This is a genomic window from Xanthomonas phaseoli pv. dieffenbachiae, assembly GCF_008639345.1.
Classification (GTDB): Bacteria; Pseudomonadota; Gammaproteobacteria; order Xanthomonadales; family Xanthomonadaceae; genus Xanthomonas; species Xanthomonas phaseoli.
Window position 1 is genome coordinate 73,746 of record NZ_CP041380.1, and the last position, 19,240, is coordinate 92,985.

General features: G+C 66.3%; 16 protein-coding genes. 14 read left to right on the plus strand and 2 right to left on the minus strand.

Features of this window, described 5'->3' with window-relative positions:
- Positions 1–16 precede the first annotated feature (16 nt).
- From FLG15_RS00275 to FLG15_RS00290, 4 genes are read left to right on the plus strand one after another with little or no spacing between them, the layout of a single operon-like run.
- Entirely contained in the window at positions 17–1,222 is a 1,206-nt protein-coding gene (locus FLG15_RS00275) for a DesA family fatty acid desaturase (RefSeq protein ID WP_057678498.1), read from the plus strand.
- A 22-nt stretch (positions 1,223–1,244) separates the two neighbouring features.
- Positions 1,245–1,607 (plus strand): EF-hand domain-containing protein, encoded by a 363-nt coding sequence (locus tag FLG15_RS00280; RefSeq protein ID WP_057678499.1) that lies wholly within the window; start codon positions 1,245–1,247, stop codon positions 1,605–1,607.
- Between the two features lie 48 nt (positions 1,608–1,655).
- Positions 1,656–2,393, plus strand: coding sequence for an ATP-binding cassette domain-containing protein (locus tag FLG15_RS00285; RefSeq protein WP_057678500.1), 738 nt, complete (start codon positions 1,656–1,658; stop codon positions 2,391–2,393).
- On the plus strand, positions 2,390–3,862 hold the full coding sequence (locus tag FLG15_RS00290; protein WP_150145292.1) for an ABC transporter permease/substrate-binding protein: 1,473 nt from the start codon (positions 2,390–2,392) through the stop codon (positions 3,860–3,862). The genes FLG15_RS00285 and FLG15_RS00290 overlap by 4 nt, the downstream gene beginning before the upstream one ends.
- Positions 3,863–4,000: 138 nt before the next feature.
- Here FLG15_RS00290 and FLG15_RS00295 read toward each other — a convergent pair whose 3' ends face one another.
- The gene (locus FLG15_RS00295) at positions 4,001–5,182 is read right to left on the minus strand and encodes an aminotransferase class V-fold PLP-dependent enzyme (protein ID WP_057678494.1); all 1,182 of its coding nucleotides are present in this window, start codon (positions 5,180–5,182) and stop codon (positions 4,001–4,003) included.
- 65 nt (positions 5,183–5,247) lie between these two features.
- Between FLG15_RS00295 and egtB the strand changes: the two genes are divergently transcribed.
- The 3 genes from egtB to FLG15_RS00310 are packed head-to-tail and all read left to right on the plus strand — an operon-like array spanning position 5,248 to position 7,805.
- The gene (egtB, locus tag FLG15_RS00300; protein WP_150145295.1) at positions 5,248–6,537 is read left to right on the plus strand and encodes an ergothioneine biosynthesis protein EgtB; all 1,290 of its coding nucleotides are present in this window, start codon (positions 5,248–5,250) and stop codon (positions 6,535–6,537) included.
- On the plus strand, positions 6,534–7,520 hold the full coding sequence (gene egtD / locus FLG15_RS00305; RefSeq protein WP_150145298.1) for an L-histidine N(alpha)-methyltransferase: 987 nt from the start codon (positions 6,534–6,536) through the stop codon (positions 7,518–7,520). Before egtB ends, egtD begins: the two co-directional genes overlap by 4 nt.
- A gap of 15 nt (positions 7,521–7,535) precedes the next feature.
- The gene (locus tag FLG15_RS00310) at positions 7,536–7,805 is read left to right on the plus strand and encodes a DUF3253 domain-containing protein (RefSeq protein WP_057678497.1); all 270 of its coding nucleotides are present in this window, start codon (positions 7,536–7,538) and stop codon (positions 7,803–7,805) included.
- Positions 7,806–8,087: 282 nt separating this feature from the next.
- Here FLG15_RS00310 and FLG15_RS00315 read toward each other — a convergent pair whose 3' ends face one another.
- A complete protein-coding gene (locus FLG15_RS00315; protein ID WP_170922363.1) occupies positions 8,088–11,831 on the minus strand; it encodes an indolepyruvate ferredoxin oxidoreductase family protein in 3,744 nt (1,247 codons plus the stop codon).
- A gap of 159 nt (positions 11,832–11,990) precedes the next feature.
- Here FLG15_RS00315 and FLG15_RS00320 point away from each other — a divergent pair, with 159 nt between their 5' ends.
- The 7 genes from FLG15_RS00320 (at position 11,991) to FLG15_RS00360 (ending at position 19,232) form a co-directional block, all read left to right on the plus strand.
- Positions 11,991–12,626, plus strand: a complete 636-nt coding sequence (locus FLG15_RS00320) for a hypothetical protein (protein WP_039584125.1) — start codon at positions 11,991–11,993, stop codon at positions 12,624–12,626.
- An 847-nt stretch (positions 12,627–13,473) separates the two neighbouring features.
- On the plus strand, positions 13,474–14,391 hold the full coding sequence (locus FLG15_RS00330; protein ID WP_017157356.1) for an AEC family transporter: 918 nt from the start codon (positions 13,474–13,476) through the stop codon (positions 14,389–14,391).
- A gap of 335 nt (positions 14,392–14,726) precedes the next feature.
- Positions 14,727–15,359 carry a nucleotide-binding protein gene (locus FLG15_RS00335; RefSeq protein ID WP_150145300.1) on the plus strand — a complete coding sequence of 211 codons (633 nt, stop codon included), beginning with the start codon at positions 14,727–14,729 and terminating at the stop codon, positions 15,357–15,359.
- A gap of 15 nt (positions 15,360–15,374) precedes the next feature.
- Complete coding sequence (locus FLG15_RS00340; RefSeq protein WP_003488452.1) at positions 15,375–15,851, plus strand: SixA phosphatase family protein; 477 nt, start codon at positions 15,375–15,377, stop codon at positions 15,849–15,851.
- A gap of 3 nt (positions 15,852–15,854) precedes the next feature.
- Positions 15,855–16,427, plus strand: a complete 573-nt coding sequence (locus tag FLG15_RS00345; protein ID WP_017159612.1) for a YceI family protein — start codon at positions 15,855–15,857, stop codon at positions 16,425–16,427.
- Entirely contained in the window at positions 16,424–18,442 is a 2,019-nt protein-coding gene (locus tag FLG15_RS00350) for a phospholipase D family protein (RefSeq protein ID WP_150145303.1), read from the plus strand. Before FLG15_RS00345 ends, FLG15_RS00350 begins: the two co-directional genes overlap by 4 nt.
- A gap of 361 nt (positions 18,443–18,803) precedes the next feature.
- Complete coding sequence (locus FLG15_RS00360; protein WP_017157352.1) at positions 18,804–19,232, plus strand: hotdog fold thioesterase; 429 nt, start codon at positions 18,804–18,806, stop codon at positions 19,230–19,232.
- Positions 19,233–19,240 lie beyond the last annotated feature (8 nt).

A 19,240-nucleotide genomic window follows, 5' to 3' on the forward strand; every position in this document is an offset into this window, starting at 1 on the left:
TGCTGTGGAGATGCCGATGTTGTCCGATCCGATCATCGACTTTCTGACTTCCGGCGTGGCAGGGCTGGGCGTGTGGGGCATGCTGGCGGTGCTGCTGGTGTTCACCCAGCTCACCATTTTTGCGGTGACCTTGTACCTGCATCGCAGCCAGGCGCATCGCGGTGTGGATTTCCATCCGGTCATCGCGCATTTCTTCCGGTTCTGGACCTGGTTGACCACCTCGATGATCACCCGCGAATGGGTGGCGATCCATCGCAAGCATCACGCCAAGGTCGAAACCGAGGAAGATCCGCACAGCCCGCAGACCAAGGGCATCTCGCAGGTGTTCTGGCGCGGCGTGGAGCTGTACCGCGAAGCACGCACGCAGCGCGCCGATATCGAGCAGTACGGCAAGGGCGCGCCTAGCGACTGGATCGAGCGGCATCTGTACACGCCGCACGCCAACGCCGGCCCGATTGCGTTGGGCGTGATCAACACGGTGCTGTTCGGGTTGCCCGGCATCGCGTTGTGGGCGATCCAGATGGCGTGGATTCCGTTCTGGGCAGCGGGTGTGGTCAACGGCCTGGGCCACTGGTGGGGCTATCGCAATTTCGAATCGGCCGACACCTCCACCAACCTCACCCCGTGGGCGCTGTGGATCGGTGGCGAAGAATTGCACAACAACCATCATGCCTTCCCGAGCTCGGCACGGTTTTCGATGCGGCGTTGGGAGCTGGATATCGGTTGGATCGCGATCTGCGGCCTGCAGGCACTGGGCCTGGCCAAGGTGCTGCGGGTGGCGCCGTCGCTGGATATCCGCCCCAATATCGCCGTGCCCGATGCCGACACGCTCAAGGCGCTGCTCTCGCACCGCTTCCAGGCTATGACCGACTACCAGCGCAACGTGCTCAAGCCGGCGTTGCGCGAAGAGGCGGCTGCCACCGGCGCCAAGCTGCGCGAGTTGCTGCCGCGTCGTTTGCGCAAGGGCCTGGTCGACGATGGGCGCTGGCTCAAGCCGGACGCGCGGGCGCAGTTGCAGGCCTGGGTGGCGCAGCGCCCGCGCATGCGCACGCTGGTCGAGTACCGTGCGCGGCTGACCGCGGTGCTGGAAGCGCGCAGCCACGATGCGTCCGAGCGGCTCCGGCAATTGCAGCAGTGGTGCCATGAGGCCGAGGCCAGCGGCAATGCCGCGTTGCAGGCGTATGCGGCGCGGCTCAAGGGGTATGCGCTGAGTGGTGCGTAACCCGGGCGGCAGGCGCGCTGTGATGCATGTACATCGGGCGCGTGGCGCGATCGTGCGGGCCGTGCTGGGCGTGTGGTGCGCCTTTCTGCCGGCGGTTGCTGCGCAGGCCCAGGTGCAGGACAGCCAGCAATATCTGCAGCGCATGGATACCGATGGCGATGGGCGGGTGAGCCTGGACGAATATCTGGCCTGGATGAGCTATGCCTTCGACCAACGCGATACCGATCACGATGGCGTGCTGCAAGGCGATGAACTGCCGGGCCGCCGCGGCAAGCCGATCACCCATGCGGCGCATCGCGCCACCCTGATCGCGCGCTTCGCGCGGCAGGATGCCAATGGCGACGGCTACCTGAGCGCACGCGAATTGCTCGCGCCGCCCCGCTGATGCGCACCTTCGCGCGTGGCTGACGCTGCGTTCGGCAAGCTCGGCCGCATGTTCACTCTCGACCAGGTCAGCCGCCGCTACGGCCAGGCCATCGCACTCGATGCTGTCTCGCTGACGTTTGCCAGCGGCATCACGACCGCATTGATCGGCCCGAGCGGCGCCGGCAAATCCACCGTGCTGCGCATGCTGGTCGGGCTGGAGTGGCCGGACAGCGGCACGGTCGCGTTCGACGGCACGCCGTTGCAGCGCGCCAACCTGCAGGCGCAACGGCAACGCATCGGCTACGTCATCCAGGAGGGCGGCTTGTTTCCGCATCTGGACGCGCGCAGCAACGTGACCTTGCTGGCACAGACGCTGGGCTGGACGCGGGAGCGCATCGATGCGCGTCTGGATGTCTTGTGCGCCTTGTGCCAACTGCCGACGGAGTTGCTGGCGCGCTACCCGGCCGAACTCTCCGGCGGTCAACGCCAGCGTGTGGGGCTGATTCGTGCATTGATGCTGGACCCGCCGGCCTTGCTGCTGGACGAACCGCTCGGCGCGCTCGATCCCATCGTGCGCTACGACTTGCAGGCGCAGATGCGCGAACTGTTCGCGCAGTTGGGCAAGACCGTGGTGCTGGTGACGCACGACGTGGCCGAAGCGGCCTATCTGGCCGACCACCTGGTGCTGATGCGTGCCGGGCGCATCGTGCAGCAAGGCACTGCGCGCGAGCTGCTGGAGCAGCCGGCCGACGCGTTCGTGCAGCGCTTTCTCACCGCCCAGCGCAGCATTGGCGATGCCGCATGATGGCGCGTGCGCTCATCGCTGCGGTGCTGCTGATCTGCAGTGCCGGCGCGCAGGCCGCGCAGGTCGCCATCGGTTCTAAGAATTTCACCGAAGCGGTCATTCTTGGCGAAATCGCCACCGCTGCCGGCAAGCGCGATGGTGTGGACGTGCAGCACCGCGCGCAACTCGGTGGCACGCGCATCCTCTGGCGCGCGCTGGAGACCGGGCAGATCGACGCGTATGCCGAATACACCGGTACGCTGGCACAGGAGCTGCTGCAATTGCCCAACGCCAGCCAGGCCGAGCTGCGCGCCGCACTCGATGCACGCGGGCTGGCGATGACCGATTCGCTGGGTTTCCAGAACACCTACGCCTTCGGAATGCAGCGCGAACGTGCGCAGGCGTTGGGCATCGCCTCGTTGTCGGATCTTGCACGACATCCCACCCTCAAGATCGGTCTGAGCAATGAGTTCATGCAGCGCGCCGATGGCTGGCCGGGCGTGCGCGCGGCGTACGCGCTGCCGCAGGCCGCGACCGGGCTGGATCACGACCTGGCCTATCGCGCGCTGCAGAGCGGCGCCATCGAGGTCACCGATCTGTACAGCACCGATGCGGAAATTCCGTATTACCAGTTGCAGGTGCTGCGCGACGACCGCCACTATTTCCCCGATTACCAGGCGATTTTCGTGTATCGCAAGGATCTGGCGCAACGCGCACCGGCGATGCTGCAGGCCTTGCGTGAGCTGCAAGGACGCATCGACGAAGCGACCATGCAACGGCTCAATGCACAGGTCAAACTGGAGCGGCAGTCCGAAGCCGCGGTTGCCGCGCACTGGTTGGGCGTGACACCGGCATCGGAGGCGGACTCGCGTGTGGAGCGTTTGCTGCGGCATACGCGCGAGCATCTGGCGTTGGTGGGTATTTCTTTGGGTCTGGCGTTGCTGCTTGCGCTGCCGCTGGGCGTGCTGGCGGCGCGGCGTCCACGCCTGGGGCAGGTGGTGTTGTCGTTGACCGGCGTGCTGCAGACGCTGCCATCGTTGGCGGTGTTCGTGTTCATGATTCCGCTGTTCGGCATCGGCGCCAAGCCGGCGATTGCCGCGCTGTTTCTGTATAGCCTGCTGCCGATCGTGCGCAACACCCACGCCGGGCTGAACTCGATCCCACGCGAACTGCGCCAGACTGCCCGCGCCATCGGATTGCCCGCGTGGACACGCCTGTGGCGGGTGGAACTGCCGCTGGCCCGCCGCACGATCGTGGCCGGCATCCAGACCGCGGCGGTGATCAATGTGGGCACCGCCACGCTGGGCGCGCTGATCGGTGCAGGCGGCTATGGCCAACCGATTCTCACCGGCATCCGCCTGGACGATCTCGGCCTGATCCTGGAAGGCGCCATTCCCGCCGCGGTGCTGGCGCTGGTGGTCCAGGCCCTGTTCGAAGGACTGGAGCGTTGGGCAACGCCGCGTGGCTTGCGGATCAGCCAACGCGGCTGAGCGGCAGGGCAAGCCTGTTCACGGCTACGCCCATGCGGTTCACGACCACATCGATGCGTCGGAGCGGACCTGGCCGCGATGCGGCATCCCGGTGACGCCATGGCGCGGCCAGGTCTGCTCCTGCACGCAGGCGCCGCTTCATGCGCCTGGCAGCGCCTCAATCACCCGTGACAGTGCATGTTCGGTGACACTCAAATGCGGCGCAATCCGTAGACGTCCGTGCCGCCGGGTGCAGATCACCCCGAGCGTGGTAAGGGTTGTCGCCACTGCGTCCAGCGTATCTGCCGGCGGCTGCAGTGCGGTGAGATGCGGCGCATGTCCGCGCGTGCACCAGCTGCCCAAGCCGCGCGCCTGAAGGGCGGCGTTCCAATGCGTGGTCAACTCGCCCAATGCGGCTGCGATGCGCGCCGGCTGCCACGCGTTGAGTTGTTGCAAGGCCACGGTGGCCATTGCGACTCGCAACGGGTCGGCAACCCCGCCGGCATCGAATCGGCGCGCACCGCTGCGGTACCGCGGCGCGCTGGCCACCGGGAATTCCCAACTGCTGCCTGCATCGCGGCCGATCCAGTGTTCTTCGATCGGCAGCCCGTCTGTGCGCCACTGCGGCGCGACCCATAGCCACGCCAATCCCATCGGCCCGAGCAACCATTTGTGCCCGACGCTGACCACGAAATCCGGTTGCCAGCGGTGCAGATCGGGTGGCAACACCCCCAGGCTCTGGCTCAGGTCCAGCACCAGGGCCGCTCCGCGTGCATGCACGGCGGCACTGATGCGGTCCAGATCCAGCATTCGCCCGTCCAGCCAGTACGCATGCGGCAAGCTCGCAATCCGCAGCGCAGGCGTGTCGGCAATGGTCTGCAGCACTGCATCGGTCAAGCTGCCGCCAGCGGTGGTGGGCACCGCCACAAGATGCGCGCCGGTCTCTGCGCAGCGGCGCTGCCAGATCAACAGATTGGAAGGAAATTGCCCTTCCAGCACCAGCACTGCGTCGCCGGCCTGCACGGGCAGATTGCGCGCGGCCGTGGCCAGGCCGTGCGCGGCCGAGGGCACCATGGCCACCGCATCGGCATCGCCGTCCAATAACGCGGCCGCAAGTCCGCGCACCTGCTCGATCTGCTGTAACCAGGTATCGAATGGCAACCGCCACGGTGCGGCCATCGCATCCACCGCGTCATGCGCCACTGTCTGCATGGCGCGCAACAGCGGACCACGCGACGCCGCATCCAGATAGATGACCCCGGGAGGCAGCGCAAATGCCTGCTGACGCTGGGCCCAATCGAAGGGCCCAGCAAGCGTACTGGACAGAGATGGCGATGACATGCCCACAGCTTACCGCTGGCTGCCACGCTGCCGACACAGCACGTTCACGGGCGCTCCCCAAGCATATGGCGATGTCTGCACTCTCTCCTCTGCTGGGCCACCTCCAGCAACAGCAGTTGACGCTGCTGGAACGCTACGCGCAGACCCGCGCGCTGAGCGACCGTCTCGCCGCACCCTTGAGCGCCGAAGACGCGATGGTGCAGAGCATGCCGGACGCGAGCCCGAGCAAATGGCACCTGGCGCACACCACCTGGTTTTTCGAACGCTTCGTGCTGCAGGCCGATCCGGCGTATCGCGTGTTCGAGCCGGCCTGGGATTTCCTGTTCAACAGCTACTACCAGAGCGTGGGGCCGATGCATGCGCGGGCCCGCCGCGGCGTGCTCTCGCGTCCCTCGTTGCAGCAGGTACGCGACTACCGTGCTGCGGTCGATAGGCAGATGCAGCAGCGCTTGCGCGAAGGCCTGCTCGATGCCCAGGCCTGCACCGTCGTGCAGCTCGGTATCCAGCACGAGCAGCAACACCAGGAGTTGCTGCTGACCGATATCAAGCACGCGCTGTGGAGCAACCCGTTGCAGCCGGCCTATCGAGACCTGCCCGCGCCGCCTGCGGCTGTTGCCAGCCCACTGCGCTGGCATGCGCGCGACGAGCAGATCGTCCAGATCGGTGCGCCCGCATGGCCACAGGCCGACAGCTTCGCCTACGACAACGAATCGCCGCGCCATCGCGTACTGGTCGGTGCGCATGCGCTGGCCAGCCGTGTGGTCACCAACGCCGAGTTCCAGCAATTCATCGATGACGGCGGCTACCGCAGCGCTGGCGCCTGGCTCAGCGATGGTTGGGCGATGGTGCAGGCACACGGTTGGCAGCATCCCTTGTATTGGGATGCCGATGGCCGCGAGTTCACGCTGGACGGTTGGCGCACGCGCGACCCGCACGCGCCGGCCTGCCACCTGAGCCTGTTCGAAGCCGATGCGTTCGCGCGCTGGGCCGGTGCGCGCCTTCCCACCGAAGCCGAGTGGGAGCAGGCCGCGACCGGCGTGCCGGTACAGGGCAATTTCGTCGACACCGATGCGCTGCATCCGCGTGGCGCCGATGCCGTGGACACCGGTATCCAGCAGCTGTTCGGCGATGTCTGGGAGTGGACCGGCAGCGCGTATTTGCCGTATCCAGGCTTTACCCCGTGGCCCGGATCGCTGGGCGAATACAACGGCAAATTCATGAATGCGCAATGGGTCTTGCGTGGTGGCAGTTGCGCCAGCCCGGCCAGCCATCTGCGTGCCAGTTACCGCAACTTTTTCCCCTCCGATGCGCGTTGGCAATTTGCCGGCATGCGCCTAGCCAAGGATCTGCCTTGAACGCCGCCGCCCATGCCATGCAACGCGCGCACGCCGCGCTGACCGATCTGCGCCCGCAGCCGGACGACATCACTGCCGATGCCCTGGCGGGGTTGTCGCAAACGCCCAAGACGCTGCCGTCGAAATATTTCTACGATGCGCGCGGCTCGCAGCTGTTCGAAGCCATTACGCGGCAGCCGGAGTATTACCTCACCGGCACCGAGCTGAGTTTGCTGGAAGCCAGCATGGGCTCGATCGCTCAGGCGATCGGCGCCGGCGTGCATGTGGTCGAATACGGCAGCGGCAGCGGCCGCAAGACCGAATTGCTGCTGCAGGGCCTGCGCGATGTGGTGGCCTACACGCCGCTGGAAATCTCCCGTACCGCGCTGCTGGAAAGCACCGCGCGGCTGGCCCAGCAATTTCCGCAGATCCAGATGTTGCCGGTGTGCAACGACTTCACCAAGCCGCTGCGCCTGCCCGATGCGCAGCGGCCGGCGCGGCGGCACGTGGTGTTCTTCCCCGGCTCCACGCTCGGCAATTTCGCCGATGCGGCCGCGATCGAATTGCTGGACGCGATGCGCCAGACCATGGGCAGCGATGGTTGCGCCCTGATCGGTATCGATCTGGACAAGGACGCCGGGCTGATCGAAGCGGCCTACAACGATGCAGCCGGCGTCACCGCCGAGTTCACCCTGAACCTGCTGGCGCGGCTCAATCGCGAGATCGGGAGCGATTTCGATCTGGACGGTTTCCGTCACCACGCGGTGTATGTCCGTGAGCGCGGCCGTATCGAAACCTTCCTGGTCAGCCAACGCGCGCAGCAGGTGCGGGTCGGCGGCAAGGACATCGCGTTTGCCGAAGGCGAAGCGATGCAGGTCGAATACAGCTGCAAATACACCGACGCGCGTTTTGCCGAACTGGCTGCCGCAGCCGGGCTCAAGGTCACCCACGGCTGGAACGATGCCAAGGATTGGTTCGGCCTGCGCCTGCTGCGCCCAGTGTGATCCTGCGGGGTCGGCGTGCAGCCGCCGGATGATGCGCAGGTTTCCGCGTTGATCCGGCACCTGCTTGCGCAACGTCGTCCCGAGCAGTCGATCTGTACCTCGGAAGTCGCGCGTGCGTTGAGCAGTGACGCGGCGGTATGGCGGAGCCTGATGCCCCAGGTGCGTGCGGTGGCCGCAGCTGCCGCAAGCGCTGGTGTCGTGCGTGTCACCCAGCAAGGCAGAACCGTGCAACTGCCCGATGTTCGCGGACCGATTCGACTGATGCGCGGGCCGCATTTCGACTGAGGTTGGCCTGCGTACAGGAGTGGTCAGTGACCAGGCCATGCGGGTGTATGCTGATCGGATCCTCTCGGCCTTTACCTATCGAGCCCCCATGGACGGGTTCACGGCGTGTCCCGCGAGCGGTGAGGGCATCGCGCCCGCGAGATCTTCGCGTCCGCCGCAAGGACCAGTCGAGATGGTCGATAGATGCATGGTCTCGAATGAAGCAGCCAACCAACTGTCTGGTGCTGTGTCCGCGCCAAGGATGTCGCAGCCGTGCCCGCTAAAACCATGCTGAGCGGTGCATCAGGCCGCCTGCACCACATGCAACGCCTTGGGATTGCGCCACTGCGCCAGCAGCGCCGCTTCGCGCGCCTTGGCTTCCTGCAGATGCGCATGCTTGACGTGGCCATAGCCGCGAATGTGTTCCGGAATGCCGGCGATCTGCGCGGCCAAACCCACGTTATCGGCATCCAGCCGTTCCAGCAGCATGTCCACGGTGGCACTGTAATCGGCGATCAGCTGGCGCTCGCCACGCCGTTCTTCGCTGTAGCCGAAGACGTCGAACGTGCCGCCACGCAGGAACTTCAACCGCGCCAGCAGCTTGAAGGCGGTGAACATCCACGGCCCGTACTCGCGCTTGATCAGGTTGCCGTGCGCGTCTTTCTTGGCCAGCAGCGGCGGCGCCAGATGGAAGCGCAGCGTGTAGTCGCCCTCGAACTGTTGCTGCAACCGGCGCTGGAAATCGCCACGCGTATACAGCCGCGCCACCTCGTATTCGTCCTTGTAGGCCATCAGCTTGAAGGCGTAACGGGCCACTGCCTCGGTCAGTGCGCTGCTGCCGGGCACGCGTTGCAGCTCGTGCGTGCGTACGCGCTCGACCAGGCTGCGATAACGGTGCGCGTAGGCGGCATCCTGGTAGTCGGTCAGGAACGCGACGCGACGCGCGATGGCCTCGTCCAGCGAGTGCGCCAACTGTTCGTCGTCGAGCGGGGCGGCCGGTGCAGCGACCTCGCCATGCAGCGTGCTGCCGTCGGTCTGCGCCAGCGCACGCGGTGCGCTCTGGCCGCTGAGGTCGTGCTCTTCCCAGCTGCCTGGTCCGCGTGCATGCGGTGTCTCGCCATGCAGATGTGCAGGCGCGTCGGCATCGGCCAGACCCGCAGCGCGTTGCACCGCCGGCAGATCGATCGCCGCCAGGCGCCCCCAGGCGAACGCCTGCTGATTCATCGCCACGGCGGCACCATTGAGTTCGATCGCGCGCATCAGCGCCGCATGCGACAGCGGCACCAACCCGTGCTGCCAGGCGTAGCCGAGCACGAACAGATTGCTGGCGATGGCGTCGCCCAGCAGGGCGGTGGCCAGCTGCGTGGCATCCAGCAACAACGGCTCCTGGCCACCGAGCGCAGTGCGCACACCGGCGATGATCTCGGCAGCGGGAAACTGCAGGTCCGGCTGCGTGGTGAATGTGCCCGGCATGGCTTCGTAAGTGTTGAGCACCACCTGGGTGCGGCCATCGCGCACCTTGGAGAGTGCCCAATAATCGTTGACCACCACCATGTCGCAGCCCAGCACCAGGTCCGCTTCGCCGGCGGCGATGCGCACGGCATGGATGTCGGCGGGCTGGCGTGCGATGCGGATATGCGTGGTCACCGCGCCGCCCTTTTGCGCCAGGCCGGTCTGGTCCAGCACCGTGGCGCCCTTGCCTTCCAGGTGCCCGGCCATGCCGAGCAGCGCGCCGATGGTCACCACGCCGGTGCCGCCGACGCCGGTGATCAGGATATTCCACGGCCGTTCCAGCGCGGTGCGCTTGGGCGGTGAGGGAAGCGTGTCCAGCAGCGTGCTGGCGTCGCGCCGCTTGCCCTTGCGCGGGGCACCGCCATGCACGGTGACAAAGCTTGGGCAAAAGCCCGAGACGCAGGAATAATCCTTGTTGCAGTTGGACTGGTCGATCTGGCGCTTGCGCCCGAATTCGGTTTCCTTCGGCAACACCGACACGCAAAAACTTTTCTCGCCGCAATCGCCGCAGCCTTCGCACACCAGCGAATTGATCATCACCCGCTTGGGCGGATCGATCAGCTTGCCGCGCTTGCGACGGCGGCGTTTTTCGGTGGCGCAGGTCTGGTCGAAGATCAGGATCGACACGCCCTTGACCGTGCGCAGATGCTGCTGCACGGCATCCAGTTCACCACGATCGTGAAACGCGACCTCAGGCGGAAACAGGTCGCGTCGCCGCGTCCATTTGCCGATGTCGTCGCTGACCACCGCAATCTCATGGATGCCTTCGGCGCGCAACTGATGCGCAATGTCGGGCACGCTGAGCGTGCCGTCCACCGGCTGCCCGCCGGTCATCGCCACCGCATCGTTGTAGAGAATCTTGTAGGTGATGTTGACGCCGGTGGCGACCGACTGCCGGATCGCCAGCGAGCCGCTATGGAAATACGTGCCATCGCCCAGGTTCTGGAACACGTGCGGGGTGTCGGTAAACGGCGCCTGCCCCGACCACGTCACCCCTTCGCCGCCCATGTGGGTGAAGGTGTCGGTGGCGCGGTTCATCCAGGTCACCATGTAGTGGCAACCGATGCCGCCCAGCGCGCGCGAGCCTTCCGGCACGGCGGTGGAGGTGTTGTGCGGGCAGCCGGAGCAGTAATGCGACACGCGCGGGAACTGCGCACGTGGTAGCGCCATTTCCGCTTCCTTGGCGTCCATCCAGCGCAGCCGCTGCTGGATCGAATCGGTATTGATCGTGCTCGATGGCAGCAGGCGCAGGATGCGTCTGCCGATCACCGCCGCGATGGTGGCCGGCGTCAGTTCGCCGGTGGACGGCAGGATCCACGCGCCCTGCTCATCGTACTTGCCGACAATGCTCGGCCGCGCACCGGCGCTGGCCGGCCAGTTGTAGAACAGCTCCTTCATCTGGCGCTCGATGAAGGCCTTCTTCTCCTCCACCACCACGATGTCTTCAAGCCCCTGCGCGAACGCGCTGATCCCCACCGGCTCCAGCGGCCAGGTCATGCCGACCTTGTACACGCGGATGCCGATCTGCGCGCAGGCCTGCGCATCCAGGCCCAGGTATTCCAGCGCCTGCAGCACGTCCAGGTAGCTCTTGCCGGTGGTGACGATGCCCAAGCGTGCGTGCGGCGCATCCAGCACCACCTTGTCGATGCGGTTTGCGCGCGCAAAGGCTTGCGCGGCGGCAATCGCATAGCGATGCAAGCGCATCTCCTGGTCCACCGGCGGGTCTGGCCAGCGGATGCTCAAACCGCCCGGCGGCAGCTCGAAATCCTCCGGCAGCACGATGGTGCGGGCGAACGGGTCCACGTCCACCGAGGCGGACGATTCCACCGTTTCGGCAATCGTCTTGAAGCCGATCCAGCGCCCGGTGTAGCGGCTCATCGCCCAGCCGAGCAGGCCCATGTCCAGGATGTCCTGTACCCCGGCCGGGTTGAGGATGGGCATCATCGCGCTGACGAATTCGTCTTCCGACCCGTGCGGCAGGGTCGAGCTGCGGCAGGCATGGTCGTCGGCGGCCAGCGCCAGCACGCCGCCAAACGGCGAGGTACCGGCGGCATTGCCGTGCTTGAACACGTCGCCGCTGCGGTCCACGCCCGGCCCTTTGCCGTACCACATGCCGTAAACGCCCTGCACGTTCGCGCCGGGGAAGAGGTTGGTCTGCTGGGTGCCCCACACCATGGTGGCGGCAAGGTCCTCGTTCAGGCCTGGAGTGAAGGTGACCTTGGCCGCGTCCAGGTGCTTGCGCGCCCGCCACAGTTCCAGGTCCAGCCCGCCTAGCGGGCTGCCGCGGTAGCCGCTGATGAAGCCGGCGGTCTGCAGCCCGGCGTCGTCATCGCGCAGGCGCTGCAGCAGCGGTAGCCGCACCAGCGCCTGCACACCGGACAGGTAGATGCGCCCATCGGTGCGCGTGTACTTGTGGTCCAGCGTGTAGTCCGCATCCACCCGGCCGAGCTCCGGCGTGTTGGCAGAGTCGGGAGAAGAAAGCGCAGCGGTACTGGTCATGGCGTGCCCGGAAAGGGTGGCTGGGCCCCGGTGCATGTCATCTGAAACTATCTGACGCACCCGACGGATTCCAAAACGGCGGCGCAAAGTGTAACAGTCAGCTTTTCCGCACCTATCCCTGTGCGGATGCGCAGCCGACGCGCTGCGGGTAGGATGGGGATGGGAAGGGGTCGTTTGCTGTCAGGGGAAAACACAGTGAAAAGGAAATACGCGTGGGCCGCTCTGGCCCTGCTCGGAGGGGTGTGGTCGTTGGCGCAGGCGCAGAGCTTGCCCAAGCCCAAGGAGTTCTATTTCGACGAAGACCGCGGTACCACCAAGGCCGTGGTGGCCGTACAGGGCCAGGGCGATGCAGTCGTCGACCGGCTGGCGGCGATGGTGCAACGCGACGCCCGTGCGGCCGATCCGCGCGCGCAATTGGCGGCGCTGGCTTATGCGGGCGGGCGCACCCAGTTGGGCGATGAGTTGTATCAGGGCGCGCTGGCGCTGGTCTCCAACGGCAGCCAGCAGTACCGGGCCATCACCTGGAACTATGGGTGGGACCTGCTGCGTGCCGACCAGCCCGACAAGGCGCTGCAGCAATGGGCCAACTTGGCCAATGGCCGTCCGGCCACGCCGGAATGGCTGCCAACCACGGCTGCACTGGCGCTCTGGCGTGCCGGGCGCAAGCAGGAGGCGGTCGAGTGGTATGCCGCAGCCGTGCGCACCTGGCCGGACCGTTGGAGCAGCACCGCCAACTACGCCAGCCTGTTGCCGGAATGGCGCGAAGCCGACCGTGCCAGCCTGGCCGAGGTCTTCGCAGCCTGGCAGGCCAACCCGCCAGCGTTTCGGTAATGCCTCGCCGCGCTGCGGGAGTTCCTGCAGCGCGGGTCGTGCAGTGGATCGACGGGCTGCCGCCGTTTGCCGATAAACCAGGCGCCATCTGGTGCGCCGGCCCGCCGCTTACCTGAAACCAAGACGTCTGACCTTGATGCCGTTCGCTCGGCGAAAGGCTGATCGGGTCTGCCTGTCGCAAGCACCGGCTTGGCACCTTGGCTTGCTGACGTTGCGGGGTCGATGCGGGAGAGCAGAGCATGGGTCTGCGGCGTGGCTGCAGGGCCCTTGCCCGCCCAACCATCGCAGGACACGCCTGCAAGGACGTCCCTGTAGGCTCCGTGGGGGCCTCCATGCCGCCAAGGGTCCTGTGACGGTGAGCGCGCAAGGACCGGTTGAGGTGGTCGATGCGCAGAGTTAAAGAAACAGCCGGTCGAATGGCTGACGCTGCGTCCTTGCTCTTCAATCAAGTCACCAACGCGCTGTCTAGTGCGGTGTCCTGGCCGATTGCGGGGCCGTCGGTGGCATCGAGGCCGCCATCGAACTCCCAGGGACGGGTTCACGGCGTGTCCCGCGCGCGGTGAGCGTACCGCGCAGCCGACGCTGCGAATTTGCTGCAGGGTTTGTCCGCGCACCATCAAACACGGTGCAATGCCGTGTTTGTCCGACGCATCGTCTGGAACAGCGCAGGCGCCGCGTCTTAGCTACGCTGGCTTCGGCATAGGGAAACCATGCGGTAGTGGGAATTGCGCAGTGACCGAAGCTCGGGTGGCGTGCGCCTCGGATCAGCCAGGCCAACGCATCGTCCGATGCGCGTACCGTGCGCTATGCGATCCTGTGCATCGCATTCCAACGGACACGATCGCGCATGGCGGTAGATGCATTTGCCTTGATTCTGGCCATGTTGGGGCTGGGCCTGCTGTTCGCCCGCCTGCGGGTGTTGCCGGACAACAGTGCCGATGTGCTCAACCGCATCGTGCTGTACATCTGCCTGCCGGCATCGGTGCTGACCTATGTCCCGCGCCTGCATCTGGATGCTTCGCTCGGTGGGGTGATTGCCACGCCATGGCTGCTGACCGCCATCATCGTGCCGTTGCTGTGGGGCTGCAGCCGCCTGTTGCGCTTCGGCCGCGCCGAATACGCCGCGCTGCTGATGTGTGTGGTGTTTACCAATTCCAGCTTCATCGGCTTTCCGATGGTGCGCGCGCTGATCGGCGATCACGCACTGCCGTATGCAGTGGTCTACGACCAGTTTGGCACCTTCGTGTTGCTGTCCACGTTCGGGCTGTACGTACTGGCCCGGTACAGCGGCGATACCCCGCCGACCGCACGGCTGATCGTGATGCGCGTGCTGCAGTTCCCGCCGTTGTGGGCGCTGCTGTTCGCCTTGACCCTGATGCCCGAGCAACCGCCGGCCTGGATCGGCGCGGGCCTGAAGAACCTGGCCGATGCGATGTTGCCGCTGGTAATGCTCTCGGTGGGCTTTTCGCTGCAGTTGCGCCTGCCTGCCGACGAACTCAGGCCATTGGCAGTGGGCCTGGTGTTCAAGCTGCTGTTGATGCCGGTGCTGGCCTTGCCATTGTCCTGGGTGCTGGGCCTGCACGGGCAGATGTTGCAGACCAATGTGCTCGAATCGGCCATGCCCACCATGATCACCGCCGCCGCGCTGGCCATTTCGCACCGGCTGGCGCCACGCCTGGCTGCAGCGATGGTCGGCTACAGCATCCTGCTGTCGTTGCTGACGCTGCCTGCGTGGGCCTGGCTGCTGGCGCGGCTGGTGGCATAAGGCGGTAACGCTGGCGGCAGCCAGAGCCCACTCGTACCGCGCGTACGCACGCACGCACGCGCTTGCGCTTGTCCGAGCCGTGGTACGCCAACAGCTGCACCATTGGCGCCATGCTGCAGTGCGACGGCGCGGCTGAGCCAGACGCGTGGACGATCCTGCGCCGTGCCAGGCTCCCATCGTTGCCACGCACAGCGGCGGCACCAGGCCTTGCGCTCATCGGCTGACGGTCTGTGCTGTCGTTGCCTGCCCCGCAGCAGTGCGTTTAACGCGTTTCGACTACTTCCTCACCTTGTCGCGGTGTACGCTGCCGGCCTGCTCCCGGAAGCGAGGCGTGCATGAAGACAGTCCTGGTGGCCGCCTCCAAAGGCGGCGTCGGCAAGACCACGATCGCCACCAACCTGGCCGCACATGCGGCGTTGCAAGGCCAGCGCACCGTGCTGGCGGATGCCGATCCGCAAGGCTCGTCCACCCGCTGGGCAGAGCGCCGCGCCAGCCTGGAAAGTGCGGTCTTGCCGATCGACGCCACCAAGCGCCGCAGCTGGCAGAGCGCTGTGCCGGACGGCACCGATACCCTGATCGTCGATGCGCCGGCCGGTGCCATGGCCGATGACTTGAGCGGATTTCTCGACCACGTCGATGCCATCGTGGTGCCGGTGTTGTCCTCGGCGCTGGATATCGAAGCGGTGGTCGGCTTTCTCAACACGCTGGCCAAGGTGCCGCGCGTGCATCAGCGCAAGCTGCCGGTGGGCCTGGTGCTCAATCGTGCCCGTCCCTGGACCCAGACCTCGCAACAGGCCGCCGACATGATCGGCAGCTGGCCGTATCCGCTGGTGACCCAACTGCGCGACACCCAGGCCTATGTGGTGATGGCCGGCCTGGGCCGCAGCTTGTTCGACTACCGCTCGGCGCAGGTGCGCGACCATCAACAGGACTGGGGGCCGCTGTTCAAGTGGCTCAAGAAGTCCTAGAACCGGAAAGTTCCCATGCGCGAATTGATCTTGTTGCGACACGCCCACGCCGAACCGGCCGACACCGGCCAGGCCGATTTCGATCGCCCGCTGTCGCCGCACGGCATCGCCGAGGCCGAAGCGGCCGGGCGTTGGCTGCGCGAGCAGCGGCTGGTGCCCGACCGGGTGCTGTGTTCCCCGGCCCGCCGCGCCCGCGAAACCCTGGAGGCGGTACTCGAGCTCACCGGCTACATCGAACAACGGCTGGACGAACGCATCTATGAGGCCACGCCCGGCACCCTGGCCAGCCTGGTGGACGAACATCGCGAGGCCGAGCGCCTGCTGCTGGTGGGCCACAACCCTGGCCTGGAACGGCTGGCAGCGCTGATGCACAGCGGCCAGACCGGCGATTACCGCGGCATGCCCACCGCCTCGATCGCGTTGCTGGCCTTGCCGCTGGACGCCACCATCGAGCCGGGCATCGCCCGCCTGACCGCCTTCTGGTGGCCTTGATCCGTGTCATCGTCGCTGCGCTGGTACGCCTGGCTCGCGCTCTGGGTCGTTTTCCCCTGCATGGCGCAGCAGAAGGTGCAGTCGATCGACCCGGCGCAATCGCGTTTCGGGTTCGAGATCAAGACACGCTTCGGGATGAAGATCGAGGGGTTCTTCCCGCGTTTTCGCGGTGACGTGGTGACGTTGGCCGATGGGCGGCAACAGGTGCGCTTCCGGCTGGACGCCACTCAGGTGGAGATCCCCGGCAAGGACCGGTACACCAGCTGGATGCGCGGGGAAGATTTTTTCGACGTTGCGCAGTACCCGGTGGTCGAATTCGAATCGCTGCCGTATGTCGAGGAAGTGGTGAAGCAGGGCGGCGACATCGTCGGCAACCTGACCATCCGCGGAATCACGCATCTGGAAACGCTGCATGTGGTGCCGGCCGAATGCACGCGGCCGGGCTATGATTGCGACGTGATCAGTCGAGGGACGGTCCTGCGTGGACGTTACGGAATGAATGCGTGGCAGATGGCCCTGGGCGACAGGGTGACGTTCATTCTGCGTGGGCGCCTGCAGGAGGCGCGGCGCCCGTGACGTATCTGTTGAGGGTTTGCGTGCTGGCAACGTTGTTGCTCGGCACCGGATGCGCCAGCCTGTCACAAACCGAACGCAACCGTGCCGCCGGTGTCGCCGCTGCGGCACGCAGCACCGTGGTCAATTGCAGCCAGGCCAATCGCTGTGCGCAACCCTCGCCGTTGCGCGCGCTGGGCGGCGAGGCGATCACCGCCTCCACACCGGCGGCGCCGCGGCATTACGCCACCATCGTCGACCACGGCGAAGAATCGCTGGTGGCCCGGCTCAACCTGATCCGCAGCGCCACCCGCAGCATCGATCTGCAAACCTACATCTTCGATAAGGACGACAGCGCCCGCATGGTGCTGGATGCACTGGTGGACGCCGCCCAGCGCGGGGTCAAGGTGCGCATCCTGATCGACCAGTTGTCGGCGATCGCCGATCTGCAGATTCTCGGCGCGCTGGCCAGCAGCCATAAAAACCTGCAGCTGCGCATCTACAACCCCACCTTCGGCAAGGTCAAACTCAATTACTTCGACTACGCCGGCAGCGTGCTGTGTTGCTTCCGCCGCTTCAACCAGCGCATGCACAACAAGCTGCTGGTGGTGGACGACGTGCTGGGCGTGGTCGGGGGGCGCAATTACCAGGACGACTATTACGACTGGGATAGCGAGTACAACTTCCGCGACCGCGACGTGATTCTGGCCGGGCCGGAAGTGCGCGCCATGGCCGCCAATTTCGATGCGTTCTGGCGCGCCCGGCGCAGCGTCCCGGCCGAACGTCTGAACGATGTCGGGCGCCTGCTGCTGGAGCAGGGCGTGCCGACGATGCCGCCGGCACAGTTCCGCCGGCCCGACCGGGTGGCGCGGGTGGACCATGAAGCGCGCGACCCGCAATTCGTGCGCGATGCCTTCGTGACCCCGGCCATGCCGGTGCAGCGTGTGCTGTACGTGGCCGATCTGCCGCAAAAACACCGCCGGGAGCATGCGGCCAAGGCGGTGTCCACCGCGCCGGAACTGGATGGCCTGATTGCCGGCGCGCAGCAGGAAGTGCTGTTGCAGACCCCGTACCTGGTGTTGTCCGACCAGGCGCAGGCGATCTTCCGCACGTTGCGCAAACACCCGCAGCCGCCGCGCATCGTGGTGTCGACCAATAGCCTGGCCGCCACCGACAACCCCATCGTGTATGCGCTGTCGTACAAGTTCAAACGCCGCAACATGCGCGAGCTGGGCTTCAACGTGTACGAGTTCAAGCCATTTCCGCTGGATGCCCCGGTGGATTACGCCAACCTGGTGCCGGACCCGCTCAACCCCGCGTCCGACGTCAATCAGGACAGCCGCGCCAATCGCCTGATCGGCGGCAGCGCAGCGGGCAATGCGATGCGCGGCAGCAGCGGCCCGGAGGGCAACGCCAGCGCGAGTGCCGGCAGCGTGCTGCGCGGCAGTGGTGGCGGCCGTGCGCCGGGCGGGAGCGAGGTCGATCGGCGCGTGTTGCGTACCGAAACGCGGCCATCGTTCCTGGGCACGCGCGCGGTCAACAAGCCGCTGCCGGTGACCCGCGCCGGTGCGCGCATGGGCTTGCATGCCAAGTCGTTGGTGGTGGATCGCCGCATCGGCGTGATCGGTACGCACAACTTCGACCCGCGCAGCGAGAACTACAACACCGAAGCGGCCGTGGTGATCGACGATGCGCGCTTTGCGCAGGCGTTGGCCGCCAGCATCGAGCGCGATATCGCCCCGGAAAATGCCTGGACGGTGGCGCCGCGCGAAAAGCCGCCGGTGTTGGGCGGGTTGAACTACAGCGTGGGCAAGGTCTCCGAAGCCTTGCCGGTGCTGGACTTCTGGCCATGGCGCTACGCCACCAACTACGAGTTCCAGCCCGGCCCGGAGTGTCCGTTCCCGCTGAAGCGGCAGGACCCGCGGTTTCGCCAGTGCTATGTGGCGGTGGGCGATTTCCCGGAGGTCAATGTCGGCCCGAAGTGGCTGCTGGTGCGCATGCTGACCGCCTTCGGCGCCGGGCTGGTGCCGATCCTCTGATCGGCTGGCGTGCCGCACGGGTGGCAGCAGCGGATGCCTGGTGATTGCACGTTGTGGCTGGATGGGCACAGTTGGCTACAGATCGACTCTAAATACACCGGAAATCGCCGAAGCGGCTGCAGTTGCCGCGGGCGGGGGGAGCGCAATGCATCGGCGCCGCCAGCGCATGCTGTCGGCCGCCAGCACTCCTGCCCAGTTGCATCGCACCCCAGGCGCCTGGATGCTCTTGCGCTTCCCGCTTCCCGCTTCCCGCTTCCCGCTTCCCGCTTCCCGCTTCCCGCTTCCCGCTTCCCGCTTCCCGCTTCCCGCTTCCCGCTTCCCGCTTCCCGCTTCCCGCTTCCCCATTCCCCATTCCCCGCCCATGACCTTCCGCGAACCTGTCGATCTAGCCGCCCTCAATGCCGCCAGCCGCGATACCTTGATCGCGCATCTGGGCATCGTCTTTACCGAAGCCGGTGACGACTGGCTGCGCGCCACCATGCCGGTGGATGCGCGCACCAAGCAGCCCTATGGCCTGCTGCACGGTGGCGCCTCGGTGGTGCTGGCCGAAACCCTGGGCAGCAGCGCCGGCAACCTGTGCGTGGATATGTCGACCCAGATCTGCGTGGGGCTGGAGATCAATGCCAATCACCTGCGCGCGGCCACCCAGGGGCTGGTGACCGGCACTGCGCGGGCGGTCCATGTGGGGCGCAGCACGCAGGTCTGGGACATCACCATCGAAAACCCGGCCGGCAAGCGCGTCTGTGTGTCGCGGTTGACCCTGGCGGTGATCGCGCGCAGCGATGGCTGAGTTCGCCC

Bases quoted from the DNA above. Each gene is read 5' to 3' on its own strand.
- FLG15_RS00275 (WP_057678498.1), top strand. From the start codon at position 17: ATGTTGTCCGATCCGATCATCGACTTTCTGACTTCCGGCGTGGCAGGG.
- FLG15_RS00280 (WP_057678499.1), top strand. From the start codon at position 1,245: ATGCATGTACATCGGGCGCGTGGCGCGATCGTGCGGGCCGTGCTGGGC.
- FLG15_RS00285 (WP_057678500.1), top strand. From the start codon at position 1,656: ATGTTCACTCTCGACCAGGTCAGCCGCCGCTACGGCCAGGCCATCGCA.
- FLG15_RS00290 (WP_150145292.1), top strand. From the start codon at position 2,390: ATGATGGCGCGTGCGCTCATCGCTGCGGTGCTGCTGATCTGCAGTGCC.
- FLG15_RS00295 (WP_057678494.1), bottom strand. From the start codon at position 5,182: ATGTCATCGCCATCTCTGTCCAGTACGCTTGCTGGGCCCTTCGATTGG.
- egtB (WP_150145295.1), top strand. From the start codon at position 5,248: ATGGCGATGTCTGCACTCTCTCCTCTGCTGGGCCACCTCCAGCAACAG.
- FLG15_RS00315 (WP_170922363.1), bottom strand. From the start codon at position 11,831: ATGCACCGGGGCCCAGCCACCCTTTCCGGGCACGCCATGACCAGTACC.
- FLG15_RS00330 (WP_017157356.1), top strand. From the start codon at position 13,474: ATGGCGGTAGATGCATTTGCCTTGATTCTGGCCATGTTGGGGCTGGGC.
- FLG15_RS00335 (WP_150145300.1), top strand. From the start codon at position 14,727: ATGAAGACAGTCCTGGTGGCCGCCTCCAAAGGCGGCGTCGGCAAGACC.
- FLG15_RS00340 (WP_003488452.1), top strand. From the start codon at position 15,375: ATGCGCGAATTGATCTTGTTGCGACACGCCCACGCCGAACCGGCCGAC.
- FLG15_RS00360 (WP_017157352.1), top strand. From the start codon at position 18,804: ATGACCTTCCGCGAACCTGTCGATCTAGCCGCCCTCAATGCCGCCAGC.